Source organism: Gemmatimonadota bacterium (assembly GCA_026705765.1).
Classification (GTDB): Bacteria; Latescibacterota; UBA2968; order UBA2968; family UBA2968; genus VXRD01.
The window spans coordinates 1-15,906 of sequence record JAPPAB010000102.1 but is presented as its reverse complement, the minus strand read 5'-3'; the positions used below and the strand labels follow the sequence as shown (position 1 = coordinate 15,906).

Sequence of the window (15,906 nt, the reverse complement as noted above, 5' to 3'; positions counted from 1 at the left end):
ACATTAATTTTACAATCGTCATTGCGGCATGGTTTTGAGCCGCAATCTATAGGGGCATACAATTGAACTGAAGACAGTGCTCTATCTTGTGATGTTGTACTTCTTCCAATCAGGTACATGAACGGTCATCAATGCCTTAAATAATCTTCCGTGGTTGGGAACACGGAGGTGCAACAACTCGTGCGCGATGACGAAGTCCTGAAATCCCTCTTCTCGATCAGCCAGATCAATGGCGAGTGTGATGATCCCGGATGTTGAGCAGGAACCCCACTTCCGGGTCATGTGTTGAACGCGAACATGTCGAGGACTTACGTTTAATCGCCGCGCCCAGTATTCGACGCGGTCGCGGATGACCTTGCGCCGTTCATTAAACATCGGTGTCTGTGTCCAGAAGAATCGAAAGGACGCGATCTACAGCGCGGCTGCGCTCGTCTTTGTCCAGTTTTAGTAGCGGGAGATAGAGAGCCGCACGTAGTCGCCGTTGTTCGTCGGCGTTGACAGCCGCGTTGGGAAAACGGTTGAGAAGCGTTTCCACTTCCTGTGCCACGTTCAATGTCGATATGCCGACAGCCTCTATATTCGGATCGTTCTTTAGTGCCAAATGAATACCGAATGCACGCGGCGAAAGTCCGCTGTTCTGCGCGGCCTCGATAGCTTCCTCTTTTTCTTTTGCAAGGGCATCTAACTGATCCATCGCCGCGAGTGCGGTTATTTTGCGATTTTCCAAATCATCCAAAATGCGTTCAGCGCGTTCTTTCAAAGGTAGCAGAACAGACGCCATTTCCGATTCCTGTTCGACTTCTTGCCGCAAGCCGCGCACGAGGTTGAACACTTTGGCTTCGTGTAAGCCAGATTCGTTTTGGAGTGTTTTGAGCGTGTTTACGTCGAATGTCGCTGTCTTTGTCAGGTAGCCGAGACCTTCCTGGGTAGCGCTGTCCTGGACCAGGGCGCGTGTCTTGTTGGCTAAGTCTATCACGGGGGTAGTGCTGGTAGTATAGGCATTGCGTACGGCTGAATAAAGATTAGCGAGTTGCTTATAGGTGCCGATGTGGTCGCGCAGGTCTGGCGAAGGTGACAAAATCTCCCAGAGTGCCTCAATATCCTTGTATGCTTCGCAGAATGCTTTGCGCGACTCTACGTCTAAGAAACGTCCATAGATAATCCATTCGAGATGCTCGTCTGCGCTGCCATTTTCCCGGACAGTGAGGTAGTCCGTTTTCGCCTTTTCGATCTTGTCCAGAAAGCTATCCAACAGCATACCGAGATCCTCAATCACACCGCTGACGTCGGATGAGTCGAATCGCAATGCTTTTCTCAGTTCGCGGAGTACGCCGACGAAATCGACAATGAGGCCACTGGGTTTGCGGGTGCCGTTTGCATCTACATGCGGGCGGTTCACGCGTGCGATAGCCTGTAAGAGGACGTGATCGCGCATTGGCTTGTCGAGATACATGCAATAGAGAAGGGGTGCGTCGTAGCCTGTCAGTAACTTGTCGGTCACAATGAGAATCTTTGGGTTCTCTTCCGCCTTCTTGAACAGGCGGCGCGTGTCCGCCTCTTGATCCTCAGTGAGTTGAAGTTCCGCAACGAGTGGGCGGTCGATGATATCGGAAGTATTCTCTGTATAAACAGGTGCCGTCCAGTCGGATGGCAGGAGTTTGTCGAGTGCGCGTTTGTATTTGGCGCAGGCTTCGCGGTTCACGCCCACGAGAAATGCTTTGTAGCCGAGTGGAACTACGTTTTCCACAAAGTGCTCAGCTACGTATTTGGCGATCTTCTCGATGCGGTCATCGGCGGTCAGGAAGGTGCGTAAGCCCACGGCCTGGTCGAGGACCTTATTGAGTTCATCGACATCGGTAACGCCTTCGGCTTGAGCAAGTTCAAAGAATTCCTTGTCGAGTTGCTCAGTTGGCACAGTCATTTCACTTGGTGCCATGGTATGGCGGATCGGTAGCGTTGTTTCGTCTTCAATAGACTCACTGATCGAATACTTATCGAGATAGCCTTGCTCGTCATCGGCACCGAAGATCATGAAGGTACCTGCCCCATACTCTGTCCTGGCTATCGGTGTACCGGTAAAACCGATGATAGTGGCATTTGGTACCGCCGCCATCAGATACGTGCCGAGGTCTTTGGCGACTGAGCGGTGTGCCTCGTCTATGAAAACATAGATGTTGTCGCGGGTGTTGGCATTCCGCTCAATGCCCTCAAATTTGTGGATCATGGACAGGATCAAGCCGCGTTTGTCGGTTTTGAGCAGGTTTCGGAGGTCGTCTCTGGAGTTTGCACGCCATACCGCGATGTCCTGTTGTTGCATTTCACCGAGCAGGCGTTCAACCCATTCCTTGAGTTGTCCTTCGAGTTCTCTGCGATCTACGACTACCACCACGGTTGGCGTGTGGAACCGTTCCTTGTGTTCCAGAATCAGGCGTGCGGCGGTGAGTAGTGTAAAGGTTTTGCCGGATCCCTGGGTATGCCATATCAACCCGCGACGCCTGGATGGTTCGGCACAGCGTTCGAGAATGCGGTCGATTGCGCGGCGTTGATGCTGGCGCAGTACAGTCTTTCGAGTCTCGCCATCTTCTACATAGAAAAGTATCCAGTCGCGTAGCGTGCGTAGAAAATCTGTTGGCTCAAAGAAGGACTGTACAGCGAAGCGATAGGTCTCATCAGGGCGTTCCTTCCAGCGAGCCATGAAGCGACGCGAGGTGTTCCAGGTGACACCGTACCAGTATTCGAGGAGATGCGTGACGTTGAAGAGTTGCGCCATTCCCATCAACTCAGGCGTCTCCATTTCATAGCGTCGCAGTTGGGTGATACCCCGTTCAATGGCATTGGCGGTCTTCGGGTTCTTGTGTTCGACAATGGCCACTGGTATGCCGTTGATGACAAACATTACGTCTGCCCGGTTGCCCTTACGGGATGGAGGTTTGATCTTCCATTCCCATGTGACGTGAAAAATATTGTTGGCTGGATGCTCAAAATCGATGAACTGGACATGCCGTTGTCGGTTTTCAGACTCATCATACCATTGCCGCTCACCGCGTAGCCAATTGAGCATCTCGCGATTTCCCTCAATCGTCGGTGGAATCGCCTCTATCCGCTCAATGATCTGACGGATGGTGTCAGCAGACATCCACGGATTGAACTCGGCGAGCTTTGCTTCGAGTTCGTCACGAAATAGCATCTCCGCTTCATCGCCGCGCTTCTGTCTGGCATCACTGGGCGAGATCGCGGTCCAACCGATCTCGGCTGCGTGGCGAACCATGGGGAACTGGACAGTGCCAGCCTCTGTGATTTTTAGGTCGGTCATGTTGTGGTTTCCAGAGTTTGAACGCATTTTTGGGGTTGACACGGGCGATGTGCCTGCTCATATTTGTTTTGTCGGGTGCCCGGGATGAGTTCGATATGATTCATTCAGCCCGACGACAAAAGGTTCCCCCCCGATGACAAGAGCCCAAGGGGCCCTCTCCTGTAGCGGAGTAGTCGGGGGGGTCATTTTTTTGGGCCAACGAATACATCAGTAGTACCGCGTCTCGTCCCGAAAGATGTCCAACTGACTACGCACTGCTTTCCGAATTTGGTCGAACCATGTTGTTTCTCCGGTCTGTAATTTCCGATACACAGCCCAGCAACAGTAGTCGGCGACCTGCAACCCATAGTGGGAACGGGAGTCATGATGGAGAATGCGGTACTTTATGTCAGGGGACAATTTTTCGGTTAGCGCAAGTTGAATACCCTTCTCAATGGCCTTTCGCCGCTTGTTCACTGGTATAGTATCGGTAATGACAATGATTTCATGAGTATTCACCGCGAACTCCTTGGGCAGCACAAACTCCAGTAGATGGCCCAACATTTCCGGATAGAAATGCCTGTCTTCTCGTAACGTTGGGCTGGTTTTGGCCTTCTCGACCACCAGGCAGTCAATACATAAGCTATTGAGATGGTTGCCGATGATATCAAATACTTTGCCCCGCACATGTTTGTTGTCATCGGCGCAGTGGAAGTATTCGTTCTTCAAACCGTATTCTATGCAGTCGTACTTGTAATCGTCAATCAGTTGACACCACCCAAAGGGTCTCCTCATGCTGACGCTGGTCAGGACGAAATAGCGGGTTCCATTAACGCTGAAATCGAAATTTCCGGCTTCATCAAGAAAAATATAGGCGCAACGGGTCTCCACGTCCTCTCCTATACGGATTTTCTTTCTCTATCTGGGAGCGTTAAGGCGAAATAAGACCCCAATAAGACCCCAATAAGACCCCAATAAGACCCCAATAAGACCCTAATAAGACCCTAATGAGACCCCAATAGTGCTCCTGTCTCCAGACTATCTGCATGTCAGTCCAATATACATCAGTCCACTATTCTTCTGCCGCGGTCCGTTGGACTTGTTTCAGTTCTATTGCGCCCCTATTACGCCCTTATTACGCCCCTATTGCGCTCCATTGCGCCCCCGAACATGTATCAGTCCGATTCCGCGCGTGCCCCCAGGTCCTGTAGACTCGACGAGCCGGCTGTTCACCAATCCCTCCAGCACTCTCCGCACTTGACGCTGGGAGACGTCAGAACAAAGGTGCTCAAAGTCCTGAATGGTCAAACTGCCCGCTCGACAATAAGTTGCGACCCTGTTCTCCGAATCCAGGTGAGTAGGCAGTCGAATAAGCCAGAATAAGCCAGTCGCAGTCTCACAGGCGTTTCCAGCGCGCTTCCCGCCGAGTTCCTGTCGTGCGCTTGAACTCCAGCGTTTCGGATTCACCGGTTTGGGCTAACGCTGAGATTTCATCAAGGGTCATGGCCATATCCTAATCTGGGTCATACTACAGGTTCATTTCTCCATAATTGCGTCTTCCATGAGATGCAATGCGACTGATAGCAGAGAAATAGATTCGTCCGACGGTGTCGGTCCAATTGCAGGAATTTCGTCAACAAATGCTAAGTACGCCAATTTTGCAGACAGTGTCTGCGAAATCTCAGCGTATTTAGTAGATTTAACAGACAGTATCTATTGAATCTTCTCTCTCGACGGTTTGGGCAAAATCCGCGACGCTGTCGCGGAAATCTTCCACCTACTTCATCCGCGCCAAACGCTCGGTGTATGACCCAAGATAGGCAGCAAAAGGATGCGATGAGGGCAGGCGAGTATCGCACCAATACCTGATGTCCCATCCCGATTCCACTAAGTCGGAGCCAGCAAATACGAACTCCAGCGTGTCTGCAAAAAAACGCGCTACATCAGGGTCCACATCAGTTCCACTCCCATGAACAAGGTAATTCCGGTATTTGACCGCCTCATCTATTACTATGTCGATATCCGGAATCTTATCTCCGATCTTTTCAGTCAAGACTTGAGCCCGATACTTTACCTTGTCTCTGAGCGAACGCATGTGAAGACGACCAAGGGCATTCATGGCGGGTTCCATTGACGCTGAAGTCGAAGTTTCCAGACTCGTCGAGAAAGATGTAGGCGCAGCGGTTCATTCAGTCATGATCAAACGAGTTCTCCCGCACTATGTGCCGTAATACCTCGGCGATGGGAAAGTTCAGCGCGGCCAGTCGCTTGCATTCCTTGGGGATCATGACGGAACCCCAGAGCCATCCGGGGCACCGGCAGGCTTGTTCTTGGTGATCCAGGGGAACAACTCCCGCTGTTCGGGAGAGCCGATTTGGAAGTAGTCGAGGTCATCGCTGCCTTCGTTCCCCTTGGCCACTAGGACCACCTCAAGCGCGGGTTCCCCGTTCGCCATCCTGATGACCTTGGCTATCTCCACGCCGATCAGCCGCAGCTTCGTGCGTGTATTAGGGCGGAATGCGACGTTGAATTTGTTCTTGTCCACTATTGACGGGTAGCACCAGGCGTCCTGCATCGCGGGCGGGAGATCGAAGTAGTTCTTTGCAATGATCTCCGAAATCCGGTAAAGATACTCAGTGCCCGTACCTACATCACGGGTGAACTCATCACGCAGAAACCCTTGGAGCATCTCAACCTTCAGCGCGTCGGTGTCGTCGATACCTTCTGTGTCGGGCTGCCTGCCGATAATCGTCACGTTCACGTCCTCGACTGCCTCGTACACGATCAGACTGAACCATTCTCCGTCGGGGACCTTAAGTTCGTCAATAGCCACGCGCGGGTCGATTGGCGAGGTATAGAGGAGTGGTTCGTGTTCCTTGTTCAACCTCCCGATTGGTACAACCTCCCGAGGCGGCTCCCAGCAGTCATCGATCTTCGACATTGATCTCAAGGGAATCGTGTGATCGTCCTTGGCAATGCCCCTGACCCGGTAGAAACGGGCTCCCGCAGGATACTGGCCGCTCACAGGCTGCAGCACACTGATCGTTCCGTTCGGCGTGTCGAACATGACGACCTGCTGAATGGCTTGTACCATGTCTCTATACGAAAGCAAGCCGAAGTTGAGCTTCCTGAAGTCGGAGATGCGCTGGTGCAGTTCGCGCACGTCCACGTACGGAAGGAACTTTGAGTTCAGTTCCGCCTGGACGGCCTCAAGTGAGTTTCTCATTTCGAACCGAGCCTGCTCCATCGCTTGATTGAGCTGTTCTATGAACTCTCGCATACTATTCCTCCGCTGAAGTAGCCGTCATGAGTCTAGGCTCCCCACCCGTATCTCCCCCGTCATCAGCTTGTGCAACAGTGCCTTAAACAAATCGTCAAGCACCGCACGTTTCTTTCGATGTAGATCAATCTTGTTATTGATGACGTTGAGAATGGTAATGATCTCCCGCTGTTCGTCTTTGGGGGGAATAACAACTGGCCAAGGTGTGAGAAACTGAATGTTGATATTCTTTTGCGTTCCTTTTGGAGCGAGTTCATCCATTTTTTTTTGTTGAGTTTGCAGAAAGTATTCTAGAAACTCGGCATTAAGTGAATGATTTGGCGTTATTGCAATGAGGCTATCAGGACAAGCACTGTCGAACTGTAAAACCCCTGTAAATCCAATGTTTGCGGCGATCGTGATGAGAATTGTTCCCGCAGGAAAAACGCGACTTATTGCAACGCCATCTTCGTTGAGTGTTTGGACAAATTCGCGGATACGGCCACCGGACCGGACGACATCTCCAGTTTGGACAAACGGCATCGCGCCACCATAAAAGCGCGGTTCGTTCCTCGGACGGTGCATAAAGCGTCCGCGTTTGAGCTGCGCGACTTCTCCCAATGTTGAAACCTTCCAACTTTCCGGTATAAGCCCGATCTCAGTTTCCTTTTGCGCCTCGCCTCGCAGGCCCCGCGTGAAGAGCGTATGCATTGTGGATCGTTTTAGATCTGTAGCCACTTGAAGCTGTTCATCCTGGAGCGAAATAGCATCATCGATCCGCCGGAGTATCCGTGCAATATTGCGCTGTTCGCCGATTGGTGGTATTGGAATATTTTTTTCTTTTAGTGCTTTGAAGTGTCTATTATATCCCCGACTTGGTAGATTGATCGCTCTACAAGCATAGTAGAAGAACAATGGTTCAATCCCAGCTTTGGGCTTCAGTAGTTGTGTCCCGTCGGCACCTCTAACGAAAGGAAAATCTATATATTTGAACACACGGGTATGATCCCCAAAGATCACTATTGGAAGGTCTATCGAAATCAAGACGCTGTCATCGTCGGTCCATCCTGCAATCAAATTCTGTCCTTGATCGATAATTGGATAGCTACCTGATGGTTTGTAGTCCCGTGCCAGAACCTTCGGTATCTTGCGGAAAGAAAGACTCTCCAAACAACTTTCTACGGTTTCTGTTGACCAATCAATCATTTTTTTTCCTTTATGAGTGAGGCAAATATTCTCAAAATATCATTGGTCAGTAAGGAATGGTGTCTTGTCGGGGCCGTTGCGAGCGGCGGCGGACATGGTTTTTCCTGCGCCGATCTCGAACAGTTCCCCAAGAGGACGCCAGGTCCAGGCTTCGTTCATTATAAATTCGCCATTCTTTTTAGTCGCACGGCGGGTAGCCTCTTCAATTGCTGATTCAACGGATCTACTTCGATGCCGACGGATTCCAGCGCAGTTACGCCCAGCAGTGGCTCCGTGTCGGCCTCGCCGAATATGATCGTTCCGCCAACGAACTCGCCCATGAACTCTATTTTGGCAACGGCGACATCCACTGCGATCTCGCTGCCGTCGGCCAGTTCATACACGCGTTTTCCCTCAGGTTTGAGGCCGATGGCTTCGAGGTGCGGCCTGGGCACCAAGGAATCCGTCGCGCCTGTATCCACCAGAAAAAGCCCTTCCCAGAACTTGTCCTGGTCAGCGGGGTTTGTAATCCTGACTGTTACGTGTGTTGCGCCCATGTGTTCCTCCTTTGCATCGCAGGGTTCATTTCAGTTTTGCCAACATCATTGCCAAATGCCCGTCAATCTCACGGGCTTCTTCATTCAGTTTGTTCAAGTCTGCAATAATCTCTGAGATAGGCCGGTGGTCAAAGGCGTCCGTCTGCCCTGCCCACCGGCTCGGGCTGAGGTTGTAGTCTGCTTCCACTACTTGCTCCCGCGTGATGACTGCGACCTCGCCTTCAACTGGTTCGCCTTTGAGATAGGCGGCTGCGAGTGGGCGCAGGTCTTCTTCCGGGATATAGTTTTTCGGACGGCCCTTACGCACGCGCTGGCTGGCGTTGAGGAGCACGATTTTGTTCTTTCGTGAGGCAGGCTTTCGCTTTGAGAGGACGATGATCACGCCAGCGGCGCTGGTGTTGTAGAAGAGGTTGTCCGGCAGCAGGATCACGCCGTCAATCAGGTCGTTCTCAACAAACCACTTGCGGATGTTGCGTTCTCTGTCCTCATTTCTGGAACCAGATCCGCGCGTCACTGCGCCGGTGTCGAGTACCACTGCCGCACGTCCACGCTCGCTCAAGCATGTGAGTGTGTGCTGAAGCCAGGCCCAGTCGCCTTTGCCGGTGGTGACGCCGCCCTGGGTGCGGAAGCGGTCGAAGGGATCGTCGGTAAAGATGTCCGGGTTGAACGGTTGATTCCACATTGGATTGGCGACGACGATGTCATAAGTGCGGATTTTACTGTCTGCGGTTTTGAACTTCGGATTGATCATGGTATCGCCTCGCTCGATCTCCGCTTCCATGTCATGGATGATGGCGTTCATTTTGGCGACCGCGTAGCTTTCGGCTTGTAGCTCCTGTCCATAGAGTTTGAGCGGCACGCGGCTGATGGGATCGAGTTCGCGGGCGACGAGTTGGAGCTTGACGAGCAGACCAGCCGAACCGCAGGCATAGTCGTGGCATTCCTCACCGGGTCTTGGACGCATGATGTGCGCCATTAGAAAACCGACTTCGGTTGGGGTAAAAAATTCGCCCGCGCTCTGGCCGGAGCCTTCGGCAAATTTTCGCAGGAGAAACTCGTAGGCACGTCCGAGGAAATCTGGCTGAACGTCGGCAAGTCCCAGGCGGTAGCGTGGATCCGAGAAGGTTTCGACAACTTCGGTGAGTTTTGCTGCGTTAATGTCGCGCTGTCCATTGCGCTCGGCGGCGAAATCCACAAGGTCAATGACGCCAGAGAGCGAGGGGTTATATCGCACGATGGCGCGGACAGATTTTGTCAGGTGCTCGCCAATATCCTTCGGGCGTGTGCTTCGCCCCTGGTCATCAGGCCAATCATAACTCTCTCGCCCATTTATGACAGCCCATCGCGCCTCGGGTGGCAGGTAGAAGCGCAGCAGGTTATGGTCAGTTTCGGCTATTTCCAGGGCGGTCTCCTGGTCGCCGTATTCCTCTGCGAGACGCTCGATTTCGTCGTCGAAGACATCGGACAGGCGTTTGAGAAAGAGAAGGGGGAGTAGATAATCCTTGAACCTGGCCGCGTCCTTTTCACCTCGGATGGAGCAGGCCGCGTCCCACAGCATCTGTTCCATGGTTTTCGTGGAAGGAGCTTTGGAAACGCGCCGTCGTCTTGTCACTTGCGCTGCGGCTTCGACTGGTTCTGCGGCAACTTCCGCCATGTCGATTCCCGCCTCGTCTGCGAGTGCGACGATGGCCTCTCGCGCTGCCTTCTGAGGCTTAGTTACGCCACCTTCCCAGCGGTTGACGGTGGCGAAGGCAACGCCGAGTTTCTCCGCGAGTTGCTCTTGTGTGAGGTCAAGATGGGCGCGAATCGCACGTAAAACAGCCGAAATGTCGTGTATTTTTGTTATGTTTGTCATATTTACAGTATAACAGATTGCAAATAGGCTGTCAATATTCTTTTCATTACCATTCGACCGAACAGGCATGGATCGTTGTTTTTATTTATGCGACACAGAGCAGGGGATTTTTTCGCATTGACACGCGAGGTTCTGTCGTCTATTATGCGTGAGCGTTCTCTGAGAATCTGATCGTAGATGAACTGCTGGCGCAGTTGTAACCTCTTCGTAGATTCGTCTATTCGTAGATTCGTTGATTCGCTTGGGGAGATTTGCGATGCAGAGTAAGATATTGGGTAGAACGGGGTTGGAGGTTCCAATCGTCAGTTTTGGTACGGCATTTCTCGCTCGTGTGATGGGGGCAGATGGTCATTTTTTGCCGGGTGTCGATGAAGATGTGGGCGTAGAGAATGTGGTGGCTGCTATTGAGGCCGGGTGTACGCTGGTCGATACGGCACCGCTTTACGGGAATACCGTGAGCGAGAAGATTATTGGTCGTGCGTTGCGCGAACGCCCCGATCTGGCTGAAAAGTGTACGGTGACGACAAAAGTGGGAAGATCGGGAAATGAATACGATTTCTCTTTCGACGGGGTGATGCAGCAGGTGGAAGACAGTCAGGAGCGGTTGGGGTTGGATGCGTTTGACGTGTTGTACATTCACGATCCGATGGATTTTCCAATGCAACAGGTGATGGCAAAAGATAGTGCGCTTGGGGCGTTGCGCAAATTGCAGGATGAGGGTGTGGTGCGCTTTGTCGGTATTGCTGCGAATGATCCCGATTCAAATGGTCCGTACATTGATACGGGCGAGTTTGATGCTTCGGTGGTTCCCGATGCGTGGAGTTTGTTGAATCGCACGGCGGATACACTCATTTTTCCCGGTGCTGAAAAACACAATGTGGGGATTGCGCTTGCTACGCCTCTGGAGCGCGGTTTGCTGGCGACGGGACCCTTGCCCGGGCATTCTTATGTGAATCGCAATTTTAGTCAGGCTGTTTTGGATCGGGTTGGAAGGATAAAAGCGCTTTGCGACGATTATGGCATTCCACTGGTGGCGGCATCGCTGCAGTGGTGTACAAGACATCCGTTGATTGCAACGGCGATTTGCGGGGGGCGAAACAAAGCGGAGACGATTCAAAATGCCGAAGCTGGCAGTATTGAAATTCCCGAGGCGTTTTGGGATGATCTGGAGCCGTTGATCCAGGATTGGGATCAGGGACATGTGGTGAAGGTGGGGAAGTGAGAAGTGTGAAGGATGAAGTGTGAAGTGAATTGGTCAGTAGGGGCGACCCCCTGTGGTCGCCCGATGAGCTGGGCGGGCTGACCGCCTTTTAAGGAGAATACCATGACAGAGCAGGAGATTTTGAAGGAGTTGGAGAATTTCGATACGCCGTCTATTACAAATGTGGTGGCGACGTATCCGAGTAATCCGTTGTGTTTGGGGCTTTATAATCCGTGGGTTGAGAACTGGTACACGGATCAGACGATTAAGTGTATGTATCCAGAACTCGGCCCGCGGTGCGGGTATGCTGTGACGTGTACTTTTGGGTTGCCGGATGCGGGGTTTAGTCGGTTGTCGTTTATGGATGTGTCCGAGGCGCTGGATGCGTCGCCAAAGCCGACGATACTGGCGCTGGAGCAGAAGTTTCCGCCGGAAATTGCGGGTAAGGTGGGGCTTGCGGGCGGCAATATGACGACGACGATGAAAGCGTTGGGGTGCGTGGGGTGTGTGTCAAATGGACCGTCGAGAGATATCGATGAAATCCGTCCGATGGAATTTCAGTATTTGCTGACGGGTATATCGCCGGGGCATGGCGATCAGGCTGTGCAGGCGGTGAATGTGCCGGTGTCGATTTGTGGCATGGATGTTGCACCTGGCGAGATTATTCACATGGATGAAAATGGCGCGGTTAAGTTTCCCGCAGATCGGATGGCGGAGGTGCTGGCGAATGTGAAGGAACTGATCGCAGGGGAAGAGGCGCTTCAAGCGCGCGTTAAAAAGGCGACCAATATCGCCGAGTTGCGCGCGGCTTATCGCGGTGAAGAATACGGAGATGATGAGGAAGAATAAAAGGAAAAGATCAAGGCGGGATCCATGAGACGTGTGTTGATCTACCTTCTCGGTGCAGTGATTGTCGTTGCCGCAGTTTTCGTCTATCTGTTTTCTCACCCCGATATTGTAGCTCGGGTCTTTTTTGGAGCGGTTCCCGTACCAGTAGAGATCAATCTCAAGCACGCTCACGACCTGCCTGTTGCCGACGAGAAGACCGTGGCGATCGTGGCGGCTGCAAGGCTCTTTCTTGACTCACTGGACGACAATCAGAGACAAGCGGCGACATATCGGTTTACCGATAACGCACAGCGTTCAAATTGGTCCAACTTTCCTGAGGGTATGGTTCCGCGTGGTGGTGTAAAGCTCGGTGTTCTCTCTGCAATACAGCGGGCGAATCTCGATAAGCTCCTTGGTGAACTCTTGAGTGAAGACGGTGTGAAAAATATCACTTATCAACTGGCCGCAGCAGACTTACTGATCTCAGGAGACCTGTTCGGCGTCATGAAATACGGCAGTGAGTACTTTTACGCTGCATTTCTCGGTGAACCGTCAAGTACAGAGCCCTGGATGTTCCAGTTCGGCGGGCACCATCTCGCATTAAACGCCACAGTATTCGGACCGAACGTTTCCTTTTCACCGATGCTGACTGGTGGCCAACCGCTGCACTTGCGCCTTGACGGTGACGAAATCTTCATTACGCAGAGGGAAACTGCGGCAGCGCAAGCGTTCATGAATAGCCTTACGGACGAACAGAAAGGACAAGCCGTTCGTGCAGAGCAGCCCATCGACCTCTTGCTGGGGCCAGGAAAGTATGGTGCAACAGTTGCGCCGGAAGGTATTAAGGGAAGCGAACTTACAGCTATGCAGAGAACGTTACTCCTGGATGTGATCGAGGCCCGTTTGGGTTTCATGAACAATGACGACTATGCTGAGAAAATGAAAACCGTGGTGGCCGAGATCGAGGACACATACTTTGGATGGTGGGGGCGGCAGGGTGTCCTGGGCGCCGCGTATTTCCGCGTGACCAGCCCGTCCATGGTAATCGAATACGCGGTTCAAAACGGCGAAGGCACCATAGATCATGCTCACAGCATGTATCGTGAGCTTGATAACGACTACGGTTCCGCGTGGATCGGGGCCGAATGAATCCAACGAGACAGTTCATGCGCGCGTTGAGAAGGCGACCAATATCGCCGAATTGCGCGCGGCTTATCGCGGTGAAGAATACGGAGATAATGAGGAAGAATAAATGGAAAAGATCAAGGCGGGTATTATTGGATTTGGGCGGGTGGCAGGCGGTCATCTGAGAACGATGCGCGAGACGGGTTTGTACGATGTGGTGGGGGTGTGCGATATTACGGAATCCAGGCGGGAAGAGGCGGTTGCCGAGGGCCTGCGTGCGACCGGTGATCTCGATGCTTTTCTCGGTAGGGCCCCAACGCGGCCGGCACTTGAACTTTTCGCCCGAGGTGGTATGCTTTGGCCCCTTCAACAACCGAGAACACTGGACGAAAGAAGCTGTCCGGCCAGGGGTCAGTAGTGGCTGCGGCGGAATGAAGGCATAGGGAATGGCCCCGATCGAGTTAGCCCCCAGGAGAGCAAATGACAGCTGAAGCGAAAATAAAAGGGCGCAAGTACAAGGCCTACACCCGAAAAGATATTGACAAGATTCCGCAACTGAAGGCTCTGCCTCCCAACGAGATCCTCGCCATCAAGGCCGTGTCGGCGGTGTTGCCGTTCCGCGTCAACCGCTATGTCATAGAAAAGCTGATCCGCTGGCAGGACGTTCCCGACGACCCCATCTACCAACTGACATTCCCGCAGCCGGGCATGCTGGATCGCAAGGATCTCTCCAGAATGATGGAGCTGGTCTGGCGCAAGGCCCCGGCCAAGGAGGTCGAGGCGGCGGCCCGCCAGATACAGGCTGGACTCAATCCCCATCCCGCCGGACAGATGGAGTTCAACGTCCCCCGATTGGGTCAGGAACCCCTTCAGGGAATGCAGCACAAGTATCGGGAGACCGTGCTCTTCTTTCCCAGCCAGGGCCAGACCTGCCACGCCTACTGCACCTACTGCTTTCGCTGGCCCCAGTTCGTGGGCATGGACGAGCTGAAGTTCGCTTCCAGGGAATCCGAGAAACTGGTGGACTACCTGAAGCAGCATCGCGAGGTGAGCAGCGTGCTCTTCACCGGCGGGGATCCCCTGGTCATGAAGACGGCTGTGCTGCGACGTTACCTGGAGCCGCTACTCTCTCCCGAGCTTCAACACGTGGTCAGCATCAGGCTGGGGACCAAAGCCACCGCCTACTGGCCCTATCGTTTCCTCACGGACCCTGACGCCGACGACCTGCTCCGGCTCTTCGAGGAGGTACGCAGGGCGGGCAAGCACCTGGCGGTCATGTCGCACTACAGCCACCCCAGAGAACTGCAGCCCCGCGCGGCCCGGGCGGCCGCTCGCCGGATCCTGGCGACCGGAGCGGCCATTCGCTGCCAGGCTCCCCTCATCCGGCACGTCAATGACAACCCCGAAGTCTGGGCCGACCTGTGGCGATCCCAGGTGCGACTCGGGGCCGTGCCCTACTACATGTTCGTGGAGAGGGATACCGGCCCCAAGAACTACTTCGAGGTGCCCCTGGCCGATGCCGCCGAGATCTTTCGCACCGCCTACAAGCGGGTCTCCGGACTGGCGCGCACCGTCCGCGGACCCTCAATGTCGGCCACTCCCGGAAAGGTGGTCGTGGACGGAGTGGCCGAGGTCTACGGACAAAGAGTCTTTGTGCTCAGGTTCCTCCAGGGAAGGGACCCGGACTGGGTCGGCCGGCCCTTCTTTGCCCGATACGATCCCGAAGCCACCTGGCTTGACGACCTGAGTCCCGCCTTTGGCCAGAAGCGGTTTTTCTTTGAGCAGGTCCTGCGGCAAATCAAGAACACGGGAGAATCCCAGACCTGGCGCAAGCGGCGCCCCTCCCAGCAGCGCCTGAAGATCTTCGGGGACGTTGACTGGGAATGAGCAGGATTGCAGTCCTGGGGAATCTCAGTACTCGATGGGCCGTTGTTCGAAGTGGCGGTGAAGCCGATATTCGATCTTGCAGTCCACCCGCAGAACCGAGGAATCGAATTCCACGTCGGGATCTCTCTTCAACAGCTTGACCTCCACCAGATTGCGCCCATTCCTGGGAAAGTGTTCGGGACCCAGGTGGTAGTCGAAGGCGTAGCCGTAGGCGCCGAGGGAATGCGAACTGGACTGGGGACCTATCAATCGATAGGTCATGTCGACTTTTTTGAGAATCGATTCGGGAAGCACCTGCCGATTGAAAGCGACCTCTACCCGATCGTAGTCCGGGATGAGGTTGCGCAGGCGCACCCGCAGCACCACCGACTTGACTCGCCCCAGCTTGTGCCAGTGGTGCAATCGGTCGGCTACGTAGAAGGATACCTGGACCGGGCGATCGACCTCGATTTTCTGAGGGAGCGGCTTGGAACGGCCAGGTAGCCAGTTCAGAGAGGCATCGGGCCGGCGGTTGGAATGGGCCAAATAGACCTTGTCGGCGGTTTCCAGCAGCTTCGGATGCCCCAGCGGTCGCAGAGTTTCATACTCGTGAGCCGTCCAGGGCCATCCGTTGGGAGCCCAGAGATGGTCTCCGATTCCGAATCCGTCCACCCCCTGGTCCCAGGCGTTGGCCGCGCCGGCCCAGATCATTGAGGGTGTGGCGTATCGAGCCAGGGG

General features: G+C 53.7%; 15 protein-coding genes. 6 read left to right on the top strand and 9 right to left on the bottom strand.

What is annotated here, in order from left to right; all coding sequences use genetic code 11:
• Positions 1-81: 81 nt before the first annotated feature.
• The 8 genes from OXH16_13660 to OXH16_13625 all read right to left on the bottom strand — a co-directional run bounded on the left by OXH16_13660 (position 82) and on the right by OXH16_13625 (position 10,148).
• On the bottom strand, positions 82-375 hold the full coding sequence (locus OXH16_13660; protein ID MCY3682441.1) for a M48 family metallopeptidase: 294 nt from the start codon (positions 373-375) through the stop codon (positions 82-84).
• The gene (locus tag OXH16_13655; protein ID MCY3682440.1) at positions 368-3,313 is read right to left on the bottom strand and encodes an HsdR family type I site-specific deoxyribonuclease; all 2,946 of its coding nucleotides are present in this window, start codon (positions 3,311-3,313) and stop codon (positions 368-370) included. The genes OXH16_13660 and OXH16_13655 overlap by 8 nt, the downstream gene beginning before the upstream one ends.
• Positions 3,314-3,520: 207 nt before the next feature.
• The gene (locus tag OXH16_13650) at positions 3,521-4,183 is read right to left on the bottom strand and encodes a DUF3800 domain-containing protein (GenBank protein ID MCY3682439.1); all 663 of its coding nucleotides are present in this window, start codon (positions 4,181-4,183) and stop codon (positions 3,521-3,523) included.
• 886 nt (positions 4,184-5,069) lie between these two features.
• A complete protein-coding gene (locus OXH16_13645; protein MCY3682438.1) occupies positions 5,070-5,411 on the bottom strand; it encodes a hypothetical protein in 342 nt (113 codons plus the stop codon).
• A gap of 165 nt (positions 5,412-5,576) precedes the next feature.
• Positions 5,577-6,572, bottom strand: coding sequence for a hypothetical protein (locus OXH16_13640; GenBank protein MCY3682437.1), 996 nt, complete (start codon positions 6,570-6,572; stop codon positions 5,577-5,579).
• Between the two features lie 24 nt (positions 6,573-6,596).
• Complete coding sequence (locus OXH16_13635; GenBank protein ID MCY3682436.1) at positions 6,597-7,757, bottom strand: restriction endonuclease subunit S; 1,161 nt, start codon at positions 7,755-7,757, stop codon at positions 6,597-6,599.
• A gap of 158 nt (positions 7,758-7,915) precedes the next feature.
• Complete coding sequence (locus OXH16_13630) at positions 7,916-8,293, bottom strand: clan AA aspartic protease (GenBank protein MCY3682435.1); 378 nt, start codon at positions 8,291-8,293, stop codon at positions 7,916-7,918.
• Between the two features lie 25 nt (positions 8,294-8,318).
• Complete coding sequence (locus OXH16_13625; protein ID MCY3682434.1) at positions 8,319-10,148, bottom strand: N-6 DNA methylase; 1,830 nt, start codon at positions 10,146-10,148, stop codon at positions 8,319-8,321.
• 256 nt (positions 10,149-10,404) lie between these two features.
• On the opposite strand from OXH16_13625, the gene OXH16_13620 reads away from it, so the two are divergent.
• The 6 genes from OXH16_13620 (at position 10,405) to OXH16_13595 (ending at position 15,189) form a co-directional block, all read left to right on the top strand.
• On the top strand, positions 10,405-11,370 hold the full coding sequence (locus OXH16_13620; GenBank protein ID MCY3682433.1) for an aldo/keto reductase: 966 nt from the start codon (positions 10,405-10,407) through the stop codon (positions 11,368-11,370).
• Between the two features lie 102 nt (positions 11,371-11,472).
• On the top strand, positions 11,473-12,198 hold the full coding sequence (locus OXH16_13615; protein ID MCY3682432.1) for an RraA family protein: 726 nt from the start codon (positions 11,473-11,475) through the stop codon (positions 12,196-12,198).
• A gap of 24 nt (positions 12,199-12,222) precedes the next feature.
• Positions 12,223-13,326, top strand: coding sequence for a DUF3500 domain-containing protein (locus tag OXH16_13610; protein MCY3682431.1), 1,104 nt, complete (start codon positions 12,223-12,225; stop codon positions 13,324-13,326).
• Positions 13,280-13,429, top strand: a complete 150-nt coding sequence (locus OXH16_13605) for a hypothetical protein (protein ID MCY3682430.1) — start codon at positions 13,280-13,282, stop codon at positions 13,427-13,429. Before OXH16_13610 ends, OXH16_13605 begins: the two co-directional genes overlap by 47 nt.
• On the top strand, positions 13,430-13,720 hold the full coding sequence (locus tag OXH16_13600) for a hypothetical protein (protein MCY3682429.1): 291 nt from the start codon (positions 13,430-13,432) through the stop codon (positions 13,718-13,720).
• Between the two features lie 62 nt (positions 13,721-13,782).
• Positions 13,783-15,189 carry a lysine 2,3-aminomutase gene (locus tag OXH16_13595; protein MCY3682428.1) on the top strand — a complete coding sequence of 469 codons (1,407 nt, stop codon included), beginning with the start codon at positions 13,783-13,785 and terminating at the stop codon, positions 15,187-15,189.
• Between the two features lie 24 nt (positions 15,190-15,213).
• On the opposite strand, the gene OXH16_13590 is transcribed toward OXH16_13595, so the two are convergent.
• The coding region (locus OXH16_13590) for a hypothetical protein (GenBank protein MCY3682427.1) at positions 15,214-15,906 on the bottom strand (693 nt) is incomplete at its 5' end.

Bases quoted from the DNA above. Each gene is read 5' to 3' on its own strand.
- OXH16_13645 (MCY3682438.1), bottom strand. From the start codon at position 5,411: ATGAATGCCCTTGGTCGTCTTCACATGCGTTCGCTCAGAGACAAGGTA.
- OXH16_13655 (MCY3682440.1), bottom strand. From the start codon at position 3,313: ATGACCGACCTAAAAATCACAGAGGCTGGCACTGTCCAGTTCCCCATG.
- OXH16_13635 (MCY3682436.1), bottom strand. From the start codon at position 7,757: ATGATTGATTGGTCAACAGAAACCGTAGAAAGTTGTTTGGAGAGTCTT.
- OXH16_13595 (MCY3682428.1), top strand. From the start codon at position 13,783: ATGACAGCTGAAGCGAAAATAAAAGGGCGCAAGTACAAGGCCTACACC.
- OXH16_13625 (MCY3682434.1), bottom strand. From the start codon at position 10,148: ATGACAAACATAACAAAAATACACGACATTTCGGCTGTTTTACGTGCG.
- OXH16_13640 (MCY3682437.1), bottom strand. From the start codon at position 6,572: ATGCGAGAGTTCATAGAACAGCTCAATCAAGCGATGGAGCAGGCTCGG.
- OXH16_13660 (MCY3682441.1), bottom strand. From the start codon at position 375: ATGTTTAATGAACGGCGCAAGGTCATCCGCGACCGCGTCGAATACTGG.
- OXH16_13615 (MCY3682432.1), top strand. From the start codon at position 11,473: ATGACAGAGCAGGAGATTTTGAAGGAGTTGGAGAATTTCGATACGCCG.
- OXH16_13630 (MCY3682435.1), bottom strand. From the start codon at position 8,293: ATGGGCGCAACACACGTAACAGTCAGGATTACAAACCCCGCTGACCAG.
- OXH16_13620 (MCY3682433.1), top strand. From the start codon at position 10,405: ATGCAGAGTAAGATATTGGGTAGAACGGGGTTGGAGGTTCCAATCGTC.
- OXH16_13600 (MCY3682429.1), top strand. From the start codon at position 13,430: ATGGAAAAGATCAAGGCGGGTATTATTGGATTTGGGCGGGTGGCAGGC.
- OXH16_13610 (MCY3682431.1), top strand. From the start codon at position 12,223: ATGAGACGTGTGTTGATCTACCTTCTCGGTGCAGTGATTGTCGTTGCC.